18 protein-coding genes are annotated in these 23440 nt (G+C 40.8%); 11 read left to right on the top strand and 7 right to left on the bottom strand.

The window, feature by feature from the left end:
- Positions 1–460: 460 nt before the first annotated feature.
- Positions 461–1453 carry a DUF4062 domain-containing protein gene (locus ABJK37_RS17945; RefSeq protein WP_216055245.1) on the bottom strand — a complete coding sequence of 331 codons (993 nt, stop codon included), beginning with the start codon at positions 1451–1453 and terminating at the stop codon, positions 461–463.
- A 630-nt stretch (positions 1454–2083) separates the two neighbouring features.
- On the opposite strand from ABJK37_RS17945, the gene ABJK37_RS17940 reads away from it, so the two are divergent.
- Positions 2084–2314, top strand: coding sequence for a phage integrase N-terminal SAM-like domain-containing protein (locus tag ABJK37_RS17940; protein WP_348356802.1), 231 nt, complete (start codon positions 2084–2086; stop codon positions 2312–2314).
- 359 nt (positions 2315–2673) lie between these two features.
- Here ABJK37_RS17940 and ABJK37_RS17935 read toward each other — a convergent pair whose 3' ends face one another.
- Positions 2674–3912, bottom strand: a complete 1239-nt coding sequence (locus tag ABJK37_RS17935; protein ID WP_348356800.1) for a metallophosphoesterase — start codon at positions 3910–3912, stop codon at positions 2674–2676.
- A gap of 343 nt (positions 3913–4255) precedes the next feature.
- On the opposite strand from ABJK37_RS17935, the gene ABJK37_RS17930 reads away from it, so the two are divergent.
- From ABJK37_RS17930 to ABJK37_RS17895, 8 genes are all read left to right on the top strand, one after another.
- On the top strand, positions 4256–5758 hold the full coding sequence (locus ABJK37_RS17930) for a CoA-acylating methylmalonate-semialdehyde dehydrogenase (protein ID WP_348356798.1): 1503 nt from the start codon (positions 4256–4258) through the stop codon (positions 5756–5758).
- A 216-nt stretch (positions 5759–5974) separates the two neighbouring features.
- The gene (locus ABJK37_RS17925) at positions 5975–6919 is read left to right on the top strand and encodes a response regulator (protein ID WP_348356796.1); all 945 of its coding nucleotides are present in this window, start codon (positions 5975–5977) and stop codon (positions 6917–6919) included.
- Between the two features lie 189 nt (positions 6920–7108).
- Positions 7109–8278, top strand: coding sequence for an endo-1,4-beta-xylanase (locus ABJK37_RS17920; protein WP_348356794.1), 1170 nt, complete (start codon positions 7109–7111; stop codon positions 8276–8278).
- A 411-nt stretch (positions 8279–8689) separates the two neighbouring features.
- Positions 8690–9748 carry an alpha/beta hydrolase gene (locus tag ABJK37_RS17915; protein ID WP_348356792.1) on the top strand — a complete coding sequence of 353 codons (1059 nt, stop codon included), beginning with the start codon at positions 8690–8692 and terminating at the stop codon, positions 9746–9748.
- A 49-nt stretch (positions 9749–9797) separates the two neighbouring features.
- Positions 9798–12440 carry a TonB-dependent receptor gene (locus ABJK37_RS17910; protein ID WP_348356790.1) on the top strand — a complete coding sequence of 881 codons (2643 nt, stop codon included), beginning with the start codon at positions 9798–9800 and terminating at the stop codon, positions 12438–12440.
- Positions 12441–12479: 39 nt separating this feature from the next.
- Positions 12480–13667: an iron-containing alcohol dehydrogenase gene (locus ABJK37_RS17905; protein ID WP_348356789.1), complete on the top strand. Its 1188-nt coding sequence runs from the start codon at positions 12480–12482 to the stop codon at positions 13665–13667.
- 29 nt (positions 13668–13696) lie between these two features.
- A complete protein-coding gene (locus tag ABJK37_RS17900) occupies positions 13697–15043 on the top strand; it encodes an MFS transporter (RefSeq protein WP_348356787.1) in 1347 nt (448 codons plus the stop codon).
- 88 nt (positions 15044–15131) lie between these two features.
- A complete protein-coding gene (locus ABJK37_RS17895) occupies positions 15132–16589 on the top strand; it encodes an NAD-dependent succinate-semialdehyde dehydrogenase (protein ID WP_348356785.1) in 1458 nt (485 codons plus the stop codon).
- Positions 16590–16610: 21 nt separating this feature from the next.
- Here the strand turns inward: ABJK37_RS17895 and ABJK37_RS17890 are convergent, their stop codons facing one another.
- The 5 genes from ABJK37_RS17890 to ABJK37_RS17870 form a co-directional block, all read right to left on the bottom strand.
- Positions 16611–17549, bottom strand: coding sequence for a LysR substrate-binding domain-containing protein (locus ABJK37_RS17890; protein WP_348356783.1), 939 nt, complete (start codon positions 17547–17549; stop codon positions 16611–16613).
- Positions 17550–18091: 542 nt separating this feature from the next.
- Positions 18092–18529, bottom strand: a complete 438-nt coding sequence (locus ABJK37_RS17885) for an anthrone oxygenase family protein (protein WP_348356781.1) — start codon at positions 18527–18529, stop codon at positions 18092–18094.
- 243 nt (positions 18530–18772) lie between these two features.
- Complete coding sequence (locus tag ABJK37_RS17880; protein WP_348356779.1) at positions 18773–19174, bottom strand: DUF4345 domain-containing protein; 402 nt, start codon at positions 19172–19174, stop codon at positions 18773–18775.
- Positions 19175–19246: 72 nt separating this feature from the next.
- Entirely contained in the window at positions 19247–20068 is an 822-nt protein-coding gene (locus ABJK37_RS17875) for an NmrA family NAD(P)-binding protein (protein WP_348356777.1), read from the bottom strand.
- Positions 20069–20380: 312 nt separating this feature from the next.
- Positions 20381–21343 (bottom strand): AraC family transcriptional regulator, encoded by a 963-nt coding sequence (locus tag ABJK37_RS17870; protein WP_348356775.1) that lies wholly within the window; start codon positions 21341–21343, stop codon positions 20381–20383.
- A gap of 345 nt (positions 21344–21688) precedes the next feature.
- Between ABJK37_RS17870 and ABJK37_RS17865 the strand changes: the two genes are divergently transcribed.
- Together ABJK37_RS17865 and ABJK37_RS17860 are read left to right on the top strand one after the other, a co-directional pair.
- On the top strand, positions 21689–22045 hold the full coding sequence (locus ABJK37_RS17865; RefSeq protein WP_348356773.1) for a hypothetical protein: 357 nt from the start codon (positions 21689–21691) through the stop codon (positions 22043–22045).
- Between the two features lie 304 nt (positions 22046–22349).
- Positions 22350–23102 (top strand): transporter substrate-binding domain-containing protein, encoded by a 753-nt coding sequence (locus tag ABJK37_RS17860; RefSeq protein WP_348356771.1) that lies wholly within the window; start codon positions 22350–22352, stop codon positions 23100–23102.
- The last annotated feature ends 338 nt before the right edge of the window (positions 23103–23440 follow it).

Here is a 23440-nt window from a genome sequence, read left to right as displayed (position 1 = left end):
GAGCTGAACGTCTAACTAGGGCCTTAAGCTGAGCATCTTAAAACGGTAGTGAAACTATCACTGGCAACTTCACGCTTTTATATCGTTTATATGCCATCGCTAGGCAACGACACCGCTTGATTAGACACCGAATGGGCGTGCTCAATACTCTGAGCTAAATCGTTTACACCTGGCCTGAGCCTGAAACTAACTGGTGGATTTATCCAACCCTATTCTTGAATAGTGCCAGTGCTGGGTTAACCGATGAATGTCTAGTGCCCCTGTTATCATCACGGATGATGAAACGACAGGCTGTGATGAGATCACGTAAGAGAGCCTCTATATGTGTTTGCTGTAAGCGATGACTTAACAGCCATTATGACAGATGAAGTATGCGGCTTAGCTCAGAGACTTGGATTGATCTTGAAAAAGCGGTCAAAAGATGACTAGTACCTATTGACCGACCGGAGGCTCATATGTGTTAAGTGCCTTTTTTGATACTCATTATTCCCATCAGTGTTGTCTTGCCAAACTCAGTTATTTTCCAAAACTGACCAAAGCCTCCACCTTTCAGAGTTAACTCATCTACTTTTACTAAACCAAGCGCGATCAATTGTATTTTAATTTGTTTTTTAGACTCATCATCAAGGCTCGGAAGATAATCACCAATACCTGCTTTTACGCCAAGTCTAGATGAAATAATTTTTTGGACTTCGTACTCTGATTGATATTGAAATAAATCAGGACCAATTATTGAAAATAGTTCATTCCAATTAATCTTAACTTTCCAAGGTTGCTTTGAATAACCTGAGCCAGGAGATGACTTGCCCTCTATTTCAATTAAATCTTCACCTTGCGAAAGTGACTCTATTGCCACAATACTTTGTTGTGGATTTTCCGCGGATTTTTTTCTTAATGCCTCATTTTCTTTTCGCAAATCATTTAGTTCTCTCAATAAATCCGTCGAGTTAGCCTGATCAGCCCTAACCCAGCCAACGGCAGGATATGTTTTGATAGTCTTTGATAAACTAAGTGCTACTAAGCCAGCTAACAAGTCAGCTCTACTCCAAAACTTAACCAATCGTCCAGTTGCTACTTTACTTCGAAAAGCTTCTAACTTTTCTTGTGCCTCTGTATTCATTTCGACTTTGCTAGCTGGTAAATCCTGAGGTTCATCGTGAAGCAAAGCTATAACTTTTAGCCCTTTAGATACAGCGTAATCATATTCCATTTCAGTGTAACTAATACCCTCAGAAGAAACTGAACCGTAACGGCCACCAATAATTAGTAAATAATAATCACAATCATCAATAATTCTTTTAATAAATTCCCACTGCTCCTCATCTGTAGCTGGAAATAATTCCATTCCAGCAGGAATACAGTCCATTTCCATTAATGCTTGAATGACTTGCTGTCTCTCTTCCTGTAAATCAGCAAAAGTAGAGCTTACAAATACTTGATATCTTTTTTCCATTTTAGATAGAAACTCTTTGATTGATTGTTACATTGGCACTTAACGCTTTTTATAAATGGCGCGCGTTTTTTGCGCGTCCAGTGAAGGCCGTTTTTTGGCCGTAACGATATTTAATAAACTTGTTAGGTTTGGCCAGAGGAATATCAGACATGCTTGGCCTCTTTTTTGTAAAGTGGAATAGTAACCAATAGCGCTACTAAGACAGTGGCAAAAAAATAGAACACTGCAAATGGACTCAGGATGGCCTTTGCGTTTCCATTGAACAACCAGAAAGCACAGAACCCAACGTAACTGATTACCGCAGTGGTCAAAATGCAAGTAATTCGGGTTTTAACGCGTGTATGAAGCAGAAAGCATATCGCCGCATTAATCAATATTATAAGTATGATACCTAACATTTTTATCTCCCTTAAATTAGATTGAAACCTAACAATATTAATCTCTTACAAAATCCGGTGTTTAAAAACGGCATTTTGTCGCATATCTACATTCATCATTTTTAACATGTTTCCTATGTTTTTGTATAGGTTAGTTTTTTTTCCGGATTCTTTTAACACTTTTGTTGATATGCGACATTTTGCCAAGAACTTGCTGTTATGGGAGATAGTAACTACAGCTGTATAAATATACATGCAAAATAAGGTGCAATTTATGCCTAATTCACCTTCACCTTTTTTAACTATGTTCGCCGAAGAAATGTATAAAAAGCGTTATGCCAAATGCACAATAGAAACTTATATAAAGTGGGTCCGTAGTTTTATTCTTTTTCATAATAAACAACCCCCATCCTGTTTACATGACAACGAAGTAGAAGCATTTATATCCCATTTAGAGAACTATCAGGGTCAGAACAAAGTTTAATTATTCGCGATGAAACCTGCGGGGTGCAGGTTCGCGGAACGTATCAATTGTCACCAAATTTACCGTTCAACCCGTTAAGTTATATAGTCCGCTTTGGGCGTTAAACAGAAGTTATCATCAAAAATTAGAAATGACCGTTTTTGCACATTTGAGAATATTGTGTTTATCAAGGTGAATTTGTGAAGCAGTAATCAGTTAACTTAGCACAAACTCAATAGAGATAGGCGCAAGACTAGTGATGCTGAACCGACTGGCCTATCCCGATCTCGCGTTATTTAGCGTTGTGGCGATTTAAAAATCTTTTTGCGCACTGGCTTGAATAAGCCAGTGCTGTCATTGGAAGTTAGGCAACGAATCTGTTAATTCGTTGTACGGCGGGGGAAGGTAAATTCAGCTTCAACTATGGGTCTACCGCTCAAATCGTTTGGTGTGGTAAGGATTTGGACTCGCATTTCTTCGCCTTTTATCTGAGCATGCATAAATCCAAAGGTTTGTCCTTTTGAGAAAAGGCTGGTGACGCCAGGGTAATTTTGTTGTTGTGTTTTGATCAAAGCTGGATGGATATTACGTTGCTTGCCTGCGGCTCCTGAAGTCATGAGTGGCAAAGGCGGCTTAAGAGCATCGGTTACACCCTCACAGTCATCAGTCCAAGCTTCCATGGTAAGGTCATCACCATTGAAATAAGCATCGGCATAACGACATAAGGTAGGCAAAAACAATTTACGTAGAGTATGCGCCTTTTCGAACTTACTACCACCGCCAGACCAAAGTGCATGATGGGCTGCGACAATTTTCCACCGTGCTTTGGAATTTTTCAGCGACGTTTCTAACCACTCCAGCATACGTTTTTCTTCTGGTGTTTTTAATTTTATGTGGTCCGGCCATGTTTCATAGTGACCGCTGTCGAGCTCATTACCATCGATGTCGACTTCTTCTTCTTTAACAACGCCGCTAGCCAGTAGCATTTCGGTATCGATCACAAAAATCTCTAGCTCGCCCTCAAAGCCAGGAGGTGACACTTTGTAAAACAGATCTGGCATGTAAAAATTGGGGTGTTGCTGCAGATATTCCATTTGCGCGATCGCGGCCTCGCGCGAGACACGCCAGTCATGATTACCCAGCATAGAATAGATGGTGAAATTGGGTGTTCCGGCACCAAAATTGCCATAAGGCTGATCTAGCATTTCTTTAAAACGGCGAGCATCGGTCACGCCATCTGCTCCAAGCGTTGCTCCATCGGGATAAATATTATCGCCTAGCATCAAGGCAAAATCACAGCCGCGCCTTTGACAATGCTCTTTTTGCGCCCAAGCGACAGGATACATACCACTAGCTGGTACCCAACTGCCTTGCGCTGGTTCAAACATCGCTGGTGTCGGTGAAAACCCTTCCATTGTGTGGTTTTTTTCCAGATGTCCCTCGACCTGATCTGCCATGTATTCGGCCATGGTGCGTATTGGCTGGTCATCGTCATCAAGCACATTATAAAAAGGGATCACGCCGTGATCACCAAATATCGATATGTTAATCACTTTTTCGGCACGGCTATTTTCAGCATGTACTTGACTGAAAATCGCCAGAGACGCTAATACCGGCAACAGTTTTATCGTTCTTATTTTCATTTTTTTCTCCTGTGTTGTTTCAGAATAAATTTATCACGATTTTAATTTGTGGAATATTAATTCTACATTAACAATAGTTCATTTGAGTATGGTCCTAACACAGATGCAAACACTATAGGTGGAACGTTTTTTTGCCGTGCCAACAAATCTAATCTTCAGTCGTTAATCCATCTACTAACAACAAGAAACATATTACAAAAACAACAAATTGATTTATACATTCCAATTAGATATTATATGGAATATACATTCTATAAATAAGTTATGACATTGAATATTCCAACCAATTGACTAACACAACTTGCTAAAGAGGCCGAAAATGAACACGTTGGGTAATTTTATAAACGGTAAACACATACCAAGTAAAAGTGGCCGTTTAAGTCCTGTATATAACCCCGCAACAGGCGAGCAAAGTATACATGTATCACTTTCAACTGCAGATGAAACACGGCAGGCAATTGCAACTGCTCATGAGGCATTTGCGACATGGAAAGCTGTTACTCCTTTACGACGCGCTCAGATCTTATTTCGATTCAAATCACTACTAGAATCTAATTTTGACTTGCTGGCCGAACTTATATCATTGGAGCATGGCAAAGTGTTATCCGATGCTAAGGGGGAATTAACCCGTGGTATGGAAGTGGTTGAGTTTGCCTGTGGAATACCTCATTTACAAAAAGGCGAATTTTCGGCAAACGTTGGCACAGGGGTTGATAGCTATTCTTTGATGCAACCATTAGGAGTTTGCGCGGGTATTTCACCTTTTAATTTTCCTGTGATGGTGCCTATGTGGATGTTCCCTATAGCCATAGCATGCGGCAATACATTTGTTATGAAGCCTTCAGAAAAAGATCCTAGTGTCATAATGAAAGTCGCTGAGTTGTTGACTGAAGCTGGATTACCTGATGGCGTATTTAATATCGTTAATGGTGATAAAGAAGCGGTAGATGTACTGTTAACCGATGCGCGCGTGCAAGCAGTTAGTTTTGTAGGTTCTACGCCCATTGCCGAGTATATCTACGCAACCGGTAGTCAGCATGGTAAGCGTGTTCAAGCATTAGGGGGCGCCAAAAACCATATGGTGGTGATGCCAGATGCCGAAACCGAACAAGTGGTATCTGCTCTAATGGGGGCTGCTTATGGTTCTGCTGGTGAACGTTGTATGGCTATTTCTGTTGCGGTATGTGTGGGTGACGAAGCGGCTGAAAAATTAATTACTGAGATAAAGAAAGAAGTCTCAAACATGCTTGTTGGACCCGGAACTGGAGGGGATCAAGAACCACATATGGGTCCGCTTATTAGTCAAGTTCATGCAGAAAAGGTAAAACACTATATAGACACTGGTGTTCAGGATGGAGCTAGCTTACTGATCGATGGGCGTGACTTTAAAGTTGCTGGTCATGAGCGTGGATATTTCGTTGGTCCAACCCTGTTTGATAACGTAAAACCAGGTATGAGAATTTACGATGAAGAAATCTTCGGCCCCGTGCTAAGTGTTGTTCGCGTCTCGTCTTATCAAGAGGCAGTTGATTTAATTAACGCACACGAATATGGCAACGGTACCGCCATATTTACCGGTAGCGGTGAAAGTGCAAGGCATTTTTGCGAGCAAATCCAAGTGGGCATGGTCGGTGTTAATGTACCTATCCCAGTACCAATGGCATTCCACAGTTTCGGTGGTTGGAAACGGTCGGTATTCGGGCCATTAAATATGCACGGTAATGATGGCGTTCGTTTCTTCACTAGGATGAAGACGGTTACAGCTAGATGGCCCAAAAGTGACGTGACCACACACTCTTTCTCAATGCCTACAATGAAATAAACTTGAGCCAACCAATTCACGCAGGCTTACTATATCCTGCTTGAATTGGTTGATAAAATTCGTTGTGATCGTATTTCAATTATCTATTAAGTATCCGCAAGAATATCTCTATTTTAACCTGTATAAGTTAAGTGCATAAAGCCCACAAACTGTTTGCAAAGTCCATCTAGCTTTAGTAATTTGCCCCCCTAATAATAAAAAAGGAACCCTTTCTCTATGTCTGTCGAAAACCTATACAAAGTTGTTTTATACCCTTTCATTAACGAATCCATAGCTAGCCTTAAAACCATGACCAACCTTGAGGGTGCAGCTGGCGAGCCGTTTATGGATAAAGTAGAGGATTTTCGATTTAAAGGTTACGCCATTTGTTCCGATGTGACTGGAAGTTTGGATGGGGTGATTATGATGCATCACTATCCAGAGACGGCAATTGCCATTGGAAACGCAGTGAGCGAAAGCATGACTGATGAAAAATCTGAAGCCTCAGAAATTACTCAAGAGCTAAGCAATGCGCTTGCAGAATGGGGTAATACCATAGTGGGACGGTCTACAGATTTACACAGTCGATACAAATTAGATTATAGCTTTTCTAGTCCTTATTTTGTAAATGACGTAAGTGACATGGACAAGTATTTGGTTGGCGTTAAAGAAATTGTCACTGTGCCCATCACCGTTGAAGGCGTGGGGCGGTATTATTTCAACTTGTTGGTTCGCTCGGTAGACTTTCAGGTGGGCGAAGCCAAAGGAGATGAAAGTAAAGGGGTTAAAAACCCCCATACTAATCCATTGCCACAAGACGCAACTGTGTTAGTTGTTGATGACAGTGCACTGATCCGTAAGGCCATAAAGCGTATTTTAAATAAGTTAGGCTACAACAACTTATTAGAAGCCGATGATGGTCGCAGTGGACTTGAAATTGTAAAATCCGGAGCCGCTGATTTTATGTTCATGGATGTGGTGATGGAAGACATGAACGGAGACGAAGCGCTCAGTGAAATCAGAAAAAGTGGCTCAGATATTCCAGTAGTGATGCTTTCATCAGTTACTGACCAGACTCTAGTGAATAAATGTCAAGATCTTGGAATATCAGGGTTTATATTTAAACCTATCCAAGCCAGCAATGGTGCAGAAGTGCTTGTTGAATATCTGAAAATAGCTTAAATACAGCAGTAAGATGTTTGGGCTGATTAGGTTAGCCCAAACCTTAATCTTAAGCTGTTAATCAATTTATGTGATTGATTGTGGAACCATCGAATAATCAAATTTCATAATGGAGTTAATTTTTTAAGACACTGCGAAGTTGTTTCAAGCTAGATAGACTGGCTTTTTATATTCAATCGGTTGCTGGTTATGGGTCTTAACTTTCGAAGTGTTTTTGCCTCAATTATTGTTAGTGTTATTTTTCTTAGTGGTTGTTCATCAGATTTGGTGTCTAACAGCCCAAGCTCACCTTCTCCCGTTAAAGATCAAACTCTGAAAAGCGCTTACGCGGATAAATTTCTAATTGGTGCCACACTCAACGATTATTTAGTTGCCAACCTTCACGACCCATCTGTGGCGATAGTTAAACAGCATTTTTCAGCAGCAACTATGGATAATGCCATGAAATGGGAGGTGTTTAATCCACAACCCGATACCTATAACTTTACTGCTCCTGACAACTTTGTCGATTTCACATCACAAAATAATATTGCAGCCGTTGGCCATGTTTTATTCTGGCACAGTCAAACGCCAGATTGGGTCTTTAAGGACCAGTCTGGTAATTTACTAAACCGTGAGGCATTGCTTAAAAGAATGCGCCAGCGAGCAAAGTTAATGGCTGCGCGTTATGGCAAAACGATTAAAATTTGGGATGTAGTAAACGAAGCCATTGAAGACGACGGTAGCTTGCGTCAATCTATGTATAACCAAATTATTGGCGATGATTTTATTGAACAAGCCTTTATTATCGCGGCGCAAGAACTGCCGAAGGATAGTGTGCTTTTATATAATGATTACGGCATGACTCGCCCAGGTCGTCGCGATAGCGTCGTTAAGTTAGTTAAAGATCTGCAAGCCAAAAAAATTAAAATAGACGGCATAGGTGTGCAAGGACATTGGGCCATGCAAAACCCATCAATATCCGAAATAGCCAGCAGTTTTGATGCCTTTATTGCAACCGGGCTACCTATTCACATCACCGAGCTCGATGTGGATTATTTGGGTCGTGAGGAATTTTTTGGTGCTAACGTTGATATAACGAAACGCGTCGCCACACCACAAAATAATCCTTATGCAGATGGTCATTTTCCAGCTACAGCCGATCAAGAGTTAGGCGACCGTTACGTGGATATTTTCAAACTATTTTTGACGTACCATCAACATATCGAACGTGTGACGTTTTGGGGCGTAACCGACAACAACTCATGGCTAAATGGCTGGCCTGTAGCTGGCCGTACTAATTATCCGCTATTGTTTAACCGCGACGGTTCGGAAAAACAAGCATTAAAAAGAGTGGTGCAACTCGGTTCAGATTATTAGCATACACCACCAAGTTTAGCTTCAGCGATAGCGGCTTAACTGCCGCTCAAATATGCTGCCTTTCTATATTAAACAGCTAGTATATTTTCCTCCTAAATCATCGATTTTTTCTCACCTGTTACTTTCAGAAATATTTCTAAAACACAACCATGTTTACGGAGAATTACTGGTTTTTGTAATCAAATTGTAAATTTTTAGCGCTTTAAAATCCATCAAATAAGCTTCGGTTTCAATTTTAATCCTCCGTTTTATTTCAGTTTTAAATAATTAACCTGTTGTTTTTAAATGGTTTTATTTTTGTGTTGCGTAAATGTCGACAGGCTGTTGCTTATATGTTGCTTGAGGGTGTGTTTGTTGATCGGTAAAAATGCGCTCTCAAATAATTAACAATAAATTAATAACGGTTTAAAGATGTTGTCAAAAGAAGTGCTTGAAAAAGGTAACGATGCTTTAGGTGAGATACTACTCGCGAGTCAAAGTTGCACCAATGAAAACGTCTTAGATGGAGCAGTTAAAGCAAAGGCTGGTCTCGATGATGACGCAAAAAAAGTGCTGGATTACATTCACTCATTGCCACCTGTTTACAACTTTGAACCAGAATATACTAGGCGGTACCGCGAGAACCCCTTTGAACATGACGACGTTAAAGGCATAACTAAGCAAGATATTAGTATTCCTTGTGACGGGCATGAATTAGCCGCGAGGGTTTATCGCCCTGCTATCAATCATGGAACTAATCAAGAAACCGAGCATGAAACCGCAAAACCCGCACTCATTTATTTTCATGGTGGTGGCTTCGTTTTAGGCAGCATCGATAGTTACGACAAAATGCTTTCTCAGTTATGTTTGCAATCTAATTTGGTGGTGATTTCTGTCGCTTATCGTCTAGCTCCAGAAACCGTTTTTCCCGGGGCAGTTGAAGATACTCAGGAAGCAACAGACTGGATAGCTAAAAACGCGACTTCTTTAGGTTTAGATTTAAGTCGTATCGCTATAGGCGGTGATAGTGCAGGTGCTAATCTCGCTACTGTATATTGTCATTTGAATAAACATAGACAAGATTTCAAAGCTGTTCTTCAATTATTGATATACCCAAGCATTCTGGGAAATGATTCCTCACCAAGTCGCCAAGAATTTACAGAAAACCTTTTGTTAACCAAAACGCTTCTGAAGTGGTTTCACGATCTGTACATAAGCACCGAACAAGAAAAAGACCCTCGATTTAACGTATTGCAAGCAAGTGATTTTACGTCTGTACCCCCTGCTTTTATTTTAACTGGAGGATTCGACCCATTGCGCGACGAAGGTCAAATGTACGCAGACAAACTTAAACAAAATGGTATCGCAGTGAAACATTCCTGCTACACAGATATGTTTCACGGGTTCATCAATTTTGGCGCTTTACAGCAAGCAAAAGACGCGGTAACTGAGTGCGCATTTGTGCTCAAAACCGTGATGAATATTAAGTAAATAAATCAAGTTTGATTATAAAACTATAAACACACGGTTGGGACACAACATGAAAATAGCTACATTATTAACTTCAAAAAAGTTACTCGCCATTTCTATTTCGGCGGCATTAACACTGCCTGTTATTGCTCAAGATACTCAAAACGCAGCTGAAGAGGTAGAAAAAGTCCAAGTAACTGGGTCCTATATAAAACGAAGTTCAGCAGATGAAGCAGAACCCGTTCAAGTATTGGACTTTAATTATATTCAATCTACCGGCGCGACAACTGTCGCTGAATTAATCGGTAAATTAGCCATATCCTCTGGCGCTGAGAACCAAGCAGACTCGTTTTCCCAAGCATCAACTCAGGGGACCGGTAATGTGAATTTACGCGGGTTGGGCTTAAGTTCAACATTAGTGTTAATTAATGGCCGCCGCCAAACGTTATCGGGTGCGATTACCAATGATGGTAGTGTGTTTGTTGATTCAAGCCATATTCCGATTGAAGCAATTGAACAAGTTGAAGTACTCAAAGAAGGCGCAGCTTCTACCTATGGTTCAGATGCGATTGCCGGAGTAGTTAACTTCATTCTGCGTAAAGATTTTGAAGGTTTTGAAGTAAGTGCCGGTATCAGCAAGGCTGCAGATAGTAGTCAAAAAGACACCGATTTTGGTTTTTTATGGGGCGCTGAACTTGGCAACACTTTTGTCACAGTTTCGGGCCATTATTTAGACCGAACCCCACTCACTATTGCTGACCGACCTGAATTGGGGGATGTGGCACTAAGCTCTTTAGGCAACACCTTCTTACTTTTGGATAACGCTGAAGTGGCCGATGGACCCTATGCTGGAAGTTATGGTGCGTTCGAAAGTGTGCCAGATCCGACTTGTTTAGATAATGATTTAGGTGTGCTCATTCCCCAAGCCTATGGGTCTCGCTGTGGCTTTAATTTTGGACCACTGTATAACTTAGTTAACACCGAGACTCGGTTACAATTGTACTCTAACGTAAACCACTATTTTGACAATGGCAACGAGCTTACTTTTGATATGAGTTGGAGCTCGAACGAAGTTAAAGATAACCCGCAATCACCTAGTTACCCTGATTTAACGTTTCCTTATATTGGCCCTTCAGATTCAGGCAATCCCTTTGGAGTGGGCGTTGTGTGGCTAGGGCGACCACTAGGTGCAGGTTTTGAACCAGCTTTAGCCCCTCGTGAAAATGATACTTTTCGTACCTCGGTTAATTTAGTGGGCGAATTAGACAATGGCTGGAGCTGGGATACCGCATTAACTTACAGCAAAAACACTTACACTCAATATCAGCAAGATCAATTGAAATCTAGGCTAGTGGCGGCTTTGGCTGGCGAGGGTGGTCCAAATAACGACGAACTTTTTAGTCCTTTTGATCGCTCTAGTCTCAGTCAGTCGGTTATCGATGACTTTACCCATATGACGGTGTCAGAGAAAACCACTGATTTGTTAGTTGTTGACGCGGTGGTGAGTGGCGATTTATACGAACTAGCTGCTGGAACAATTGGTTTTGCAGCAGGTATTCAAGCCAGAAATGAAAGTTTCAAAGTTGACACAGATGACGTGTTTGAAATTAAATTTGATGAACAAGGAAATCCTATCCCTGTTGATTTGATATTTTTACAAGGTTTGTCAAAAGTTGACGTAGACAGAAGCTCGTTTGCTATGTTTGCTGAGAGTGTCATTCCTGTTTCAGAAAACGTTGAAGTAAAAACTGCAGTGCGTTACGAGAAATTAGAAAATGACTCTAGTTTTGATCCAAAGATAGCGGTTCGTTGGCAAGTATCCGATGAATTTATCCTGCGCGCATCAGCCAGTACTGCCTTTAGAGAAGCGTCATTGTCACAAAAAAATGCTTCATCAGCGGTGATTACCAGTATTACCGACTACAACGACGATGGCTCCGCAAAATCCAGTGCCTTTGTGGGCGTGATTGCTACCGGAAACGATAACTTAAAACCTGAAGAGTCTGAAAACTATAATGTTGGGATGATTTTTAAACCTACAGATAATTTGGATTTTAAACTAGATTTCTGGCGTGTCGATTATACCAATATGATTACGGTCGAAAATGCTCAAGGTAAGTTGATTGATGATCCAAATGGGGCGGATATCATTCGCACAGACGCGGGATTCCTGCAGTCTGTGAAAGTGAACTATTTTAACTCCTCTTCGGTGAGTGTGAATGGCTTTGATATTGAATCGACTTGGGCTATTTCAGACCAATTTAATCTTATCCTAAACGCGTCACATTTTAATTCTTACGAATTAACTAAAGATAATGGTGAAGTAGTTGAAGCTGCGGGTTCATTTAATATCGACAACTTTGCTCGTTCTATGCCAGAAACTAAAGGCTCGTTAAATCTCAACTGGATTGGCGATAGTCAAAGAGCATCTTTAAATGTTAACTATGTATCTAGCTACGATACCGGTGTAGATGTATCAGCCTTACCCGATGAAAGTACCACGGTTGATGCCTTTACTACCGTTGATGCGCAGTATTCCACTACGTTAAATGTTACACAAGACGGCGAAGCTGTTGTAACTTTAGGTATTAAGAACCTACTTGATGAATTACCACCTCGAGCCTACACAGCTGTTGGTAGCTTAAGTTATGATCCGAAACAGCATAACCCCTTAGGTCGTGTACTTTATGCCAAAGTAAAATACGTGTTCTAGGGCTACCTTCATCGTTATAGAAATCTGAGGGGAGATGCAATGCTCCCCTTTAACCAAAAGAAAGAAACTATGTCATTTGTTTTTAATACAACTAAATCAATCGTTAACGCGCCTAATTCTGCAGCAGAATTGGGTCAATATTGTCAAACTCTTAAGATTAAAAATGTTTTATTGGTAACTGATCCGGGTATCGTTCAGTTAGGCTTACATCAAAAAATCATTACTAATTTAGAGAATTGTCCAATAGATGTGGTGTTGTTTAGCCAAGTAGAAGTTGATCCACCCATAGCGGTGATTGAAAAAGCGTTGTTATTCGCTAAACAAAACAAAATCGATGGGGTGATTGGTTTGGGAGGGGGGAGTTCGCTTGATACCGCTAAACTAATAGCGGCACTCACCTATTCTGAGCAATCGATTAGTGATGCGTTTGGTATCGACAAATTAACTCAACCTCGATTACCACTGATTCAAATTCCTACCACCGCTGGTACTGGGTCAGAAGTGACACCTATTTCAATTGTCACTACTGGTGAAGCAATTAAGACGGGTATTGTGTCGCCACTATTATTGCCCGATGTGGCTTTGTTAGATGCAACCTTAACGGTTAATTTACCTGCACATATTACCGCCGCAACCGGCATCGATGCGATGGTCCATGCGATCGAAGCCTATACCAGCCGCATCAAAAAGAACATTTATTCCGATATGCTGGCGGTTCAAGCGTTAAAGTTAATGTCGCAAAGTATTAAAACCGCAGTGCATCAAGGGCATGACTTAGAAGCTCGCTCCAATATGATGCTGGGTGCCACCTTGGCCGGGCAGGCATTTGCTAATGCGCCTGTAGCTGCGGTACATGCTCTTGCTTATCCACTTGGAGGGCAATTCCATATTCCCCATGGATTAAGTAACTCGTTAGTTTTACCCCATGTGCTGCGATTTAATAAACCCGCTGCGGCGCAGCTGTACGCAGAGTTAGCTGACATTATTTTGCCTGAAGTCTGTTCAAACTTAGCATCCGACGATGACAAAACAGACGCTTTTATTGATTACTTAGAAAACCTGATTATTGAGGTCGGTTTACCCAATACTTTAACCAGTGTAGGTATAGACCGAGGCAGTTTAGATTCACTCACGAAAGACGCGCTCAAGCAAGAACGTTTGTTGGTGAATAATCCAAAGCCCATGAACGAGGCTGACATTTTGGGCATCTATCAAGCTGCATTTTAGGGACTGGCAATTTATGTTGAGACATTATCATGACTGAGAAAACACTGGACCAAGCCCTGCAGACTGCAAACACGGCGAAATCCTCAAAGCGAAATCTCTATTCCATTTACCTTATTTTTATCTTGTTATTGGCCTACACGTTTTCGTTTATCGATAGGCAGATATTGAGTTTGTTGGTGGAACCAATGAAACGGGATTTGAGTATCAGTGATACCCAAATGAGTTTGTTGCAGGGATTATCATTTGCATTGTTCTATACCCTCATGGGTCTACCATTAGGGCGTTTAGCTGATAGTAAAAGCCGCAGAGGCATTATCGCAGGGTCGATATTTATATGGAGTTTAATGACCGCCGCTTGTGGACTAGCCAAAAGTTACTGGGGACTGTTTTTTGCGCGCATGGGGGTAGGAGTAGGGGAAGCAGGGCTATCACCTGCTGCCTACTCGCTAATCGCCGATAGCGTAGAGAAAAAACATTTAGCTAAAGCGATCGCTGTTTACACTATGGGAATATACCTCGGGGGAGGTATGGCGCTGATTGTTGGTGGTATGGTGATCCAATGGGCGGCGGAGTTTTCTTCGATTACTTTGCCGATTATTGGTGAAGTGTACGCTTGGCAAGCTGTTTTTATCGCAGTAGGGTTACCAGGGTTATTGTTAGTGCCTTTTTTATTCACCTTAAAAGAGCCTAGTCGTTCTCAAGTTCAAGAAAAACCTGTTGCAGTGTCTGAGGTAGTTAAGTTTTTTAAACAAAATAAGAAAACGGTATTACTACATAACTTTGGCGCTGCGCTCGCGTCGGTTGCAGGTTACGGTGCGCTGGCTTGGGTGCCTAGTTACTTAATTAGGGTGCACGGTATGACAGGTGGCGAAGTAGGTTTAGCTTTCGGCATCATTGTGCTTTTTTGTGGTGCCGGTGGCGTGATTGTTGGGGGTATTTTAGCTGACAAACGTTACAAAGCGGGGCAATCCGATGCAAAAATGCGAGTCGCAATGTGGGCGATGATTATTGGCATTATTCCTACAGTAATTTATCCACTGATTTCAGATTTACAGTTAGTGTTAATTATTTTGGCTATTTCCACCTTTTTCGCGAATTTCATGATGGGTTTGGGACCTGCTGCAATCCAAGAAGTGGTGCCTAGCAACATGCGTGGGCAATTCAGCGCTTTATACTTATTTATTGTTAACTTAATCGGATTGGGACTGGGTCCCACGCTAGTCGCACTGTGTACCGATTACATTTTTGGTTCGCCTGAAATGGTGGGATATTCGCTACTGTTAGTCACCAGTATTGCAATGGCTGGCTCGGCAATCTTGCTGGGTAAATGTTTACCTCATTACCGTAAAACACTCATTTCTTTAGAAAAAAACTAATTTCAAATCACAACTAAAAATTTCATCGCAGCCATTCATCATGCTTTGGCTGGCGGTGTAATTTAGGCTAATTCCAAAAGGAGAAACCATGTTACCTCTGAACGATCCTCTATTGCTCAAAGGACAATTATTTATCAACGGGGAATGGGTTGATGGAGACTCAGAAGAATCAATTTCAGTACAAAATCCAGCCACAGGAATTGAAATCTGTCGCGTCGCTAGCGCAACTAAAAAAGACACGGCATTTTCAATAAAATGCGCCCAACAAGCTTTGCAAACTTGGCGTCAAACTACGGCAAAACATCGCGCTGATTTACTTAAAAATTGGTATCAACTAATCGTTGAAAACATTGATGATTTAGCCTGTATTCTTAATGCAGAGCAAGGTAAACCATTGGCCGAAGCTAAGGCTGAAATACTCTATGGAGCGTCATATATCGAGTGGTTCGCTGAAGAAGCCAAACGAATGTATGGCGATATTATTCCCAGCAATAAAGCAGGACAACGGCTGCTAACTCTGAAACAACCAATTGGTGTGGTGGCCGCAATAACACCGTGGAATTTTCCAAATGCCATGATTACTCGAAAAGTAGCGCCGGCCTTGGCTGCCGGTTGCAGTATCATCGTTAAACCGGCAGAGGCGACACCTTTAAGCGCCTTAGCACTAGCGGAATTAGCACAACGTGCTGGCATACCCAAAGGAGTGTTTTCTGTTGTGGTAGGTGTGGATTCAAAAGAAATTGGTAGAGAATTAACCGATAACCCGCTGGTTAAAAAGTTATCTTTTACTGGCTCCACTAAAGTTGGAAAAATACTGATTAAACAGTGTGCCGATACAGTTAAAAAAGTATCGATGGAACTAGGAGGCAATGCACCCTTTATTGTATTTGAAGATGCCGATATCGACCAAGCGGTTCAAGGGGCAATTGCATCGAAGTTTCGTAATGCCGGTCAAACCTGTGTGTGTGCCAATAGGTTTTTAGTACACACTAGTGTTTATCAAGAATTTACCACTAAGTTTGTCGAAGCAACTAGACAACTAGAGGTAGGTAATGGCATAGATCCTAAGGTGTCTGTTGGGCCGTTAATTAACGCTGCAGCGGTTCAAGATGTCCATGGGAAAGTAATAGGCGCACTAGAAAAAGGGGCGAAAGTTCTGTTAGGTGGTTCGCCCTCTAAACTAGGAGAAAACTTCTATCCGCCCACTATTCTTGCAGATGTCACCCCAGATATGGAGATTTTCCAAGAAGAGATTTTTGGCCCTGTCGCGCCGATTATTGCTTTTGATACAGAGCAACAGGCGCTGGAGTTAGCCAACTGCACAGAAGCAGGGTTGGCGTCCTATGTTTACACTCAAAACTATTCGCGAATTTGGCGTTTCTCAGAAAATTTAGAGAACGGAATAGTGGGCATCAATGAAGGTGTGATCTCTACAGAAGTGGCGCCCTTTGGTGGTACAAAACAATCAGGTAATGGTCGAGAAGGTTCTAAATACGGCATGGACGATTATACTGAAATCAAATACCTGTGTATGGGTGGGATATAAACTGAACACTAGGGACTAAGTTCATAACAAATGATCTTGGTCCCATTGTTGTTGCGATAATTGTGATTCTGTCACTAACCAATCTCGAAAGGTTTTAAGGGTTTGCACGTTTTGATACTGATCAGGGCAAACAAAATAGTAAGACTCTTTCTTGAGCATCATATGCTCATGGGCGATAACCAATTTACCTTCCTTTAACAAGGGATCGGCAAGAGGTCGATACATGGGAATGATTCCCAAGCCATCCACTGCAGCTTGAGTTGCTACAGCCACATTATCAAAAGTGATGTTTTTCTTTTCGGTATGTAATATCGGGTGGCTGGTATGTGATAACCATTGGTCCCATAGTTTTGACAAGTGGTTATAGTGCAACCAGTTATACTTGGCCAAACCCGCGGTGTCATCAGTACTATGTAACTCGTCTAACAACGAAGGGGCACACACAGGTTGTACGTAAATATCGACTAATTTATCACTGTGGCAACCAGGCCAATCGCCGTTACCTAAACGAATTGCAGCGTCCATATTTCCACCTGAAAAATCCACTGAATCTTCGCCAGTATCAACACTATTGGTGAAAAACGATAAGGTTAGTTCTGGATGAGATTGCTCGAGTTTACATAGGCGGCTCATTAGCCAGGTTGAATTAAAGGTGGCCGAAATACCAAGTTTTAGTTTTAATTCTTCGTTACCGTTATGAAGAATATTGGTGGCCACTTTTAAATCAGCAAAAATGTTAGAAATGGAATTGGCGTAAATTACGCCTTTTTCGGTGAGTTCTAGTCCAACTTTATGCCGTTCAAAAAGTTTGATGCCAAAATGTTCTTCCAAATTTTTGATTTGCCGACTGACTGCTGAACGAGTAATAAAAAGTTCATCGGCTGCTTTGGTAAAACTCAAAACACGCGATGCAGTCAAAAATACCCAAAGTGTATTCAGTGGTGGCAAACGTCTCGACATATCAGGCCTTTTAAATTGAATTTTGTTAGCTCACATTGATTAAATCCTGATAATTAACAAGAGAAATTTCCCTATATTTCAATATCATAAGAGGTAACTTTTTAATGTTCACTTACTAAAGACAATATATCCTAACGCCGCTAAATCAGCAAACCTAACACCTATTTATGAAGCTTGCTGTAGGTCTGATTGACATCTGTAACAATAGTAGATTGGCGGCCAAGTTTGGGTAGGGAGCAATGATGTTCTGACGTTCTGCCCCTGCCCCTGATCATGTTGATACACTCCGTAATGAACAAGTTAAATACTTAACTGTATTAACAAAGCTTTTTGAGTTATCACATCTCAAAAATTTACGAGCTTAAAGTCGAAGGGTTTCTGCTAAAAACACGCAGCATTGACAGAGGTGAATGTCTTTAGTTTTGTCATTGTTGATAATGATTTTGGTACAGCTATTCCTTTGACCTACCCCAACTCACCAAATACACGTCAGGGTCAGGGCTTGCATTGTGTCATCTGTGACTCAACCCTGTCGCACTGACTCATAGACAAAGAAGCAACCCCGCAACCACGCCACTACCGGTTCGAAGATGATTCCAAAAGACCCATTTAGATAAGTATTCTTGCCAAATGGTTGCTCTTTCATGAGTAGCTGCATCTCTTAGTTTATTGTTTAGAGGAACATTAAAAACAATAGTTACAGCTACTGTTCCTACAAAGAATACTGCACCAGCCGCAGATATGGCTCCTGAGCTAAAAATAAACAAAGTTAAACTACCAACACCAGAGATAAAGAATCCACCGAGAAAAATTGGGTTTAATATTTTTTCGTTAATCGAAATCATAATTTCTTCCCCTTTTTCTGCAGACGCTAATACCCCCATAACGGTATTACTAAAGATGAAATACAGGCCAATCATAATAATCATTGCAAGCTTAATAATAATTTCTACTATTGCCCATATAGACAGTTCAATCATTGGAACTCCTAAATAAAGTAGTGTTGATGTAAGGTTTTCGTATACGGCTTATTTAAAACAAGCTTAAAGTAAGCTTGCTTTAGTGAATTGATTAATAAACCGAAAATGTATACAGAATGTCCAATTTAAGTTGAAATAAGCGCAGCCTTTATAGCTGCGCAAGGTATCATTGTGTTACTCATGGTTCGCAAAATTTGAGACTACATTTAATTACATTGTTCAGAACCTTGTGGCCCTAAAACGTTAGTGCCTTGTTACTTCCCTAAAGCGCCTTTTAAACCATAGTGTCCACCCCAAAAAAGCAAACACCGCTTCAAGACTCAATGCGATCAAAATTCCTTGGTTGGGTAAGCCATCCACAACAATACCCAAACAACGAAAAATACTGAAAGAGGAAAAAACCAATAGACAAATAATTAACGCAGAACTTGCCATTTGTTTCTTAAAGATTGTCATAAAAGAAAACAAACCACATACCAATAACGTGCCACCCATTCCCCTCATCTCGCTCATAGCAGCAGCGCTAATGTTAGTTTGAAAATTTAACTGGCTTAAATATTCGGAAGGTGTCAATCCAATATATGCGCCAACTACCGTTAGTGTTATCCCTGCAAAAAATAAGTAAGCGTTTGTCGCTATGTTCATCTTGCTAGCTCCTATAACGTGTAAAATTCAGTTAAGTTTGTTCAGTTCAAATCAGTTCAAAAAAACAACCGGTTAAAATCTCGCTAGATTATTTGAAATATACTCACTAAAGCTGATTGGACTGCGCCCGATCGCACTTTTTACGCCGTTGGTTAGGTATTCGTTGCGCCCATCCAGCACTTCGGTAAACAAAAAATTAAGTAAGGCCAATACATCCTCAGGTACTTGCTGGGCGAGCATCATAGTGTTGAACTCTGATTGAGAAATAATATTAAATTTAACTTCTCTACCTAAAGACTTAGAGAATTTCATTGCAAGATCTTCAAAACTTAATAACTCTGGCCCTGTGACTTCGAATAGTTGATTTCTTTTGCTTGGGTTAATAAGCGTTTCTACCACTACATCGGCGATATCACCCACATCGATGAAAGGCTCTTTTACCTGTTTAACAGGCAAGCTGATATTTCCAGCATCAATAAAACCTTTAAAAAATCCGTCTGAAAAATTTTGGTTGAACCAAGATGCCCTCACAACATTCCAGCTAAGACCAGAATCAATCAATATCGTTTCGCACTGCTGAGCGGCGGGCTCACCTCGACCAGATAAAAGCGTGACGTGCTTAACTCGCATGGATGACGCCAATTGACAAAACTCACTTATGTGGCTGGCTGATGCTTCAACCGCTAAGTCTGGGTAGTAGGTTAAATAGACATGGGATATGCCCTGTAAAGCGGGTCGCCAGGTTGAATCATCATGCCAATCAAACACCGTACTAGAATTTCGGCTGGCAGCTTTGACCTTGTCTTTTGGTAAATGCTCTTGCAAGCCTTTATAAACCAAACTACCGGTTTTACCGCTTGCCCCAATAACTAATACCTTTTCTATATCATTCATTTCTCGCTCCAATTAGTTTGTTTATGTTGAGCGAAATACTGCTTTTTTATCGATTACTGCAAACCTAACGCTGTTATTTCGGTTGATACCCCTAAGGTCAGTGTTTTTGGTTAAGTGAGATAAAAAAGCTAGAAACTCCACTCGTCTTCTTGTTTAAGTTTTGAGTATTATTTCAGCATGGAGACAAGCGTACCGAACCCATCGGTCGTAATATTTGACTAAAAGTTCGGCAATTTTAAAATCGGCAAAGAGAAAACGCACAACACAAAAAAAGGCTTAGAACGCCAAATCTTTGAATGAACAGTCGTTTTATTATTCGGCTAACTGTTTACGGATGAGGCTTGGAGAGGTTCCGATGGTTCTTTTGAAGGCCCTAGAAAAGGCGGATTCAGATTGATAACCATAGTCCAGCGCTATAGCAAGAATTGATGATTTAGTATTTTGCAGGTCTCCATAGGCTAAAGACATGCGCCACTCCGTTAAATAATCCATTGGGGAATTCCCCACAAGTCTTTTAAACTCTCCTGTAAAGCTTGTTCTCGACATTCCCACTTGGGCACTTAACTCTTCAAGATTCCAATGCCGCGAAGGTTGCTCATGCACCAGTTCAATCGCTTTGGATATTCTAGAGTCTTCTAAAGCACCCAACCAGCTCAATTCACTGAGCTCTTGGTTTTCAATGTATTCTCTAAGGCAGGTAATAACTAGTAAATCAGCTAGGCGTGAAATAGCCCCTGTGCTCCCACCTTGTGGTTGAGTAGTTTCAAGTTCCAGCAAACCCACCACAGATTTAAGTGATTCATAGTGTTTGCTATCTTGTTTGATCAATATACTAGTGGGTAGCATGTCAAGTAGCCTGAGGGTAAGCGGGTGCTTAAAAACAATCGCCCCGCATAACATCACGGTTTGGGTACCTCCGCCACCAAAACTCAGTTTTTCGTAACGGTCACTGACAATTTCAATGGGTAGATCGGCCAAGGTGGTGTAAAAGCTTGATGTGCCACAACTGAGTTTGTGACCTTCACCTCGAGGAAGCAAAACAAACTCCCCGGCTAACAGGTCATACTTTTCGGTGTTGGTCGTTAGTTGCGCGTGGCCACTAATGACCAAATGAAACATCATGCAACTATCTAGCTGCGGCATGTCAACTCCCCACGGATGAGAGAAAACAGAATGTGTACAAAAGACACTTTCCAATGACATTTTGTCGAGCAAGCGCCCAATTGCAGAATCTTTGATTTTAGTGCTTGTTCGCGTTTTGTAGTCAAAATTCACTTCAACTCTCCGCTTTCTATATGGTATCAACAATGCTGAGCAAATCTTTTCCGTTTGCTTTAGCTAAATCACTTAACAATAGCCAGCAAACAGTATATTTTTTCGTTTTTATTTGTTCAATCCTGACTATTCAATCTTAGTGAACTTTTAAAACTCCACTACTTGCATATTCGTCACGTATTTTTTTGTTCCTTTATGCACTCGGATATATTTATAACATCAAGGAATACCAAAAGAATTTAAAATAATATTCAACTGTCATATTAGTGTAATAAAAGTGTGATTCTTTTATTTGCGTGCATATGTTACTCTGTAAGTGAGATGTAGTTAGAGAGGTAATTTCATATGCGTAACAATATTTTAATAGCAGCGATTCTTTGTGTTTTTTCGACAGCCATTTTTGCGAAAGATGCTGCAACAGATGCACCAAAAAGTTTATTTAACTGTTTAAACTTGGATAGCTATTCGGTAGATGCCAATTGTTCATCTTCATTAATTTCTACTAACAGCGAATTTGTAGCATCGCAAAAAGAGTTATCTTTAAAAATGATGCAGCAGAACCCTAATGTTATGGCAACGGTACAATTTCACCCAGAACAAATGTTGATAAAAGTTATTGCTCAAAAAGAAGCTGAAAGAGAAGTTAAAACTAAACTCTTAGCCGCAGCACGTAATACTAGTGGTTCACCAGTTTTTCAATAATGCATTCCTGTAAAATGTAAAGTCAAAACCACCTTGAACCTCAGGGTGGTTTGCCCTTCAACGCTAAATCTTCTACAAAAATAACACTTCGCACATTTAGTTAAGCCCGATTGATTAAAATGTACGGCCGTTCAGTTGCTATCATATGTTACAGCCATCGTAAAACTCGCCTCAACGCAGTCATTAATTATACGTCAGGGCTCAATTAGCCTTTTTTACTCGAAGTTTGCAGTCAAACCGCCTGCCGTTTATTGATTAGATCAAAGCTAAGGTTTATTCTACGCACACTCAATCAAGGGCTAATATGCGTTTTACAATACACTCTCTGTTATTTATTTTATCTATCACCTCATCTTTATATGCTTTTGCAAACGAAACAATAAAAACCGAATTACTGGCCGTAGCCAATGAAAATCGTCTTCTTCAATATTACGAAAATGGTGAAAACAAAGGCCCTTCGATTGAAATCCTTGAAGCCATTTTAAAAGAAGCGCAACTTGAAGCAAAAGTTGTATTTATGCCCTGGGCTCGTGCTTTTTTAACTGCCAAAACTAAACCCAATACGCTTATTTTAAGCATGATAAGAACGCCAGAGCGGGAACACAATTTTCATTGGATTACACAAGTTAGTCATGCCACCAGAGTCTTTATATCATTAAAAAACAAGCCAGAAAGTCATGCTGATAATATGCAACAGGCTAAGCAAAAGTTGATTGCCGTGATACTTGGTTCTGCGGGTTATAACGAACTTATCTCAAATGGATTTTCAGATAAAAAAAATCTGTATGTCGTCGCAGATGCCGAATTAATGATGACTTTACTTGAAAATGAACGCGTCGATTTAGTTTATGAAGATCCTTATAATGTGCGCAGTATTTTAAATCGGCGTGGCAAAACCAATATTGATATTCGCTACAAAAAAATCGCTCCAGAAAACGAGCGCATAAGCTATATCGCCATTAGTAAACCCACCGACATAAAGATTGTTAATCGCTTACAACAAGCCGCTAGAAAGTTTGAAAAAACACAGGAATACTCGCGCCTTGTTTTGGAATGAGAAGCGCTGAGAGGGTAGGCTTTAAACGCTATGGGTTATTGGATGGTAAATCCGACTGAAGAGCTCGGCTATGACATCTTATGGCACTAGGTCGATTGGCAGCACTGAGCGAAAAGAAGACATAAGCTTCCATCTTGCTTATGGCAAGAAATCCGATCGAATACCTTCTAATTCATTTAAAGTGACTCTGACGCTGTTATTTTGTTATTTCTAAATCAATTCCACAATAGTATGGATGTGTATTAGTATAAAAGTTCATTGAGCTTCTCCGTTTTGGTTTTGTCACCTATCAGAGTAGCCGAAAAGTTACGCTGATTGGGGAGGCTCAATGAGTATCA

Origin of the sequence: Paraglaciecola sp. (genome assembly GCF_039964565.1) — a bacterium.
Classification (GTDB): domain Bacteria; phylum Pseudomonadota; class Gammaproteobacteria; order Enterobacterales; family Alteromonadaceae; genus Paraglaciecola.
Note: the sequence above shows the minus strand (reverse complement) of the source record. Positions and strands in the feature narration are given on the sequence as shown.

Excerpts from the sequence above, each read along its gene's own strand:
- ABJK37_RS17890 (WP_348356783.1), bottom strand. The coding sequence starts at position 17,549 with ATGTCGAGACGTTTGCCACCACTGAATACACTTTGGGTATTTTTGACT.
- ABJK37_RS17865 (WP_348356773.1), top strand. The coding sequence starts at position 21,689 with ATGCGTAACAATATTTTAATAGCAGCGATTCTTTGTGTTTTTTCGACA.
- ABJK37_RS17860 (WP_348356771.1), top strand. The coding sequence starts at position 22,350 with ATGCGTTTTACAATACACTCTCTGTTATTTATTTTATCTATCACCTCA.
- ABJK37_RS17915 (WP_348356792.1), top strand. The coding sequence starts at position 8,690 with ATGTTGTCAAAAGAAGTGCTTGAAAAAGGTAACGATGCTTTAGGTGAG.
- ABJK37_RS17895 (WP_348356785.1), top strand. The coding sequence starts at position 15,132 with ATGTTACCTCTGAACGATCCTCTATTGCTCAAAGGACAATTATTTATC.
- ABJK37_RS17925 (WP_348356796.1), top strand. The coding sequence starts at position 5,975 with ATGTCTGTCGAAAACCTATACAAAGTTGTTTTATACCCTTTCATTAAC.
- ABJK37_RS17900 (WP_348356787.1), top strand. The coding sequence starts at position 13,697 with ATGACTGAGAAAACACTGGACCAAGCCCTGCAGACTGCAAACACGGCG.
- ABJK37_RS17920 (WP_348356794.1), top strand. The coding sequence starts at position 7,109 with ATGGGTCTTAACTTTCGAAGTGTTTTTGCCTCAATTATTGTTAGTGTT.
- ABJK37_RS17940 (WP_348356802.1), top strand. The coding sequence starts at position 2,084 with ATGCAAAATAAGGTGCAATTTATGCCTAATTCACCTTCACCTTTTTTA.
- ABJK37_RS17930 (WP_348356798.1), top strand. The coding sequence starts at position 4,256 with ATGAACACGTTGGGTAATTTTATAAACGGTAAACACATACCAAGTAAA.
- ABJK37_RS17875 (WP_348356777.1), bottom strand. The coding sequence starts at position 20,068 with ATGAATGATATAGAAAAGGTATTAGTTATTGGGGCAAGCGGTAAAACC.
- ABJK37_RS17910 (WP_348356790.1), top strand. The coding sequence starts at position 9,798 with ATGAAAATAGCTACATTATTAACTTCAAAAAAGTTACTCGCCATTTCT.
- ABJK37_RS17880 (WP_348356779.1), bottom strand. The coding sequence starts at position 19,174 with ATGAACATAGCGACAAACGCTTACTTATTTTTTGCAGGGATAACACTA.
- ABJK37_RS17905 (WP_348356789.1), top strand. The coding sequence starts at position 12,480 with ATGCTCCCCTTTAACCAAAAGAAAGAAACTATGTCATTTGTTTTTAAT.
- ABJK37_RS17945 (WP_216055245.1), bottom strand. The coding sequence starts at position 1,453 with ATGGAAAAAAGATATCAAGTATTTGTAAGCTCTACTTTTGCTGATTTA.
- ABJK37_RS17885 (WP_348356781.1), bottom strand. The coding sequence starts at position 18,529 with ATGATTGAACTGTCTATATGGGCAATAGTAGAAATTATTATTAAGCTT.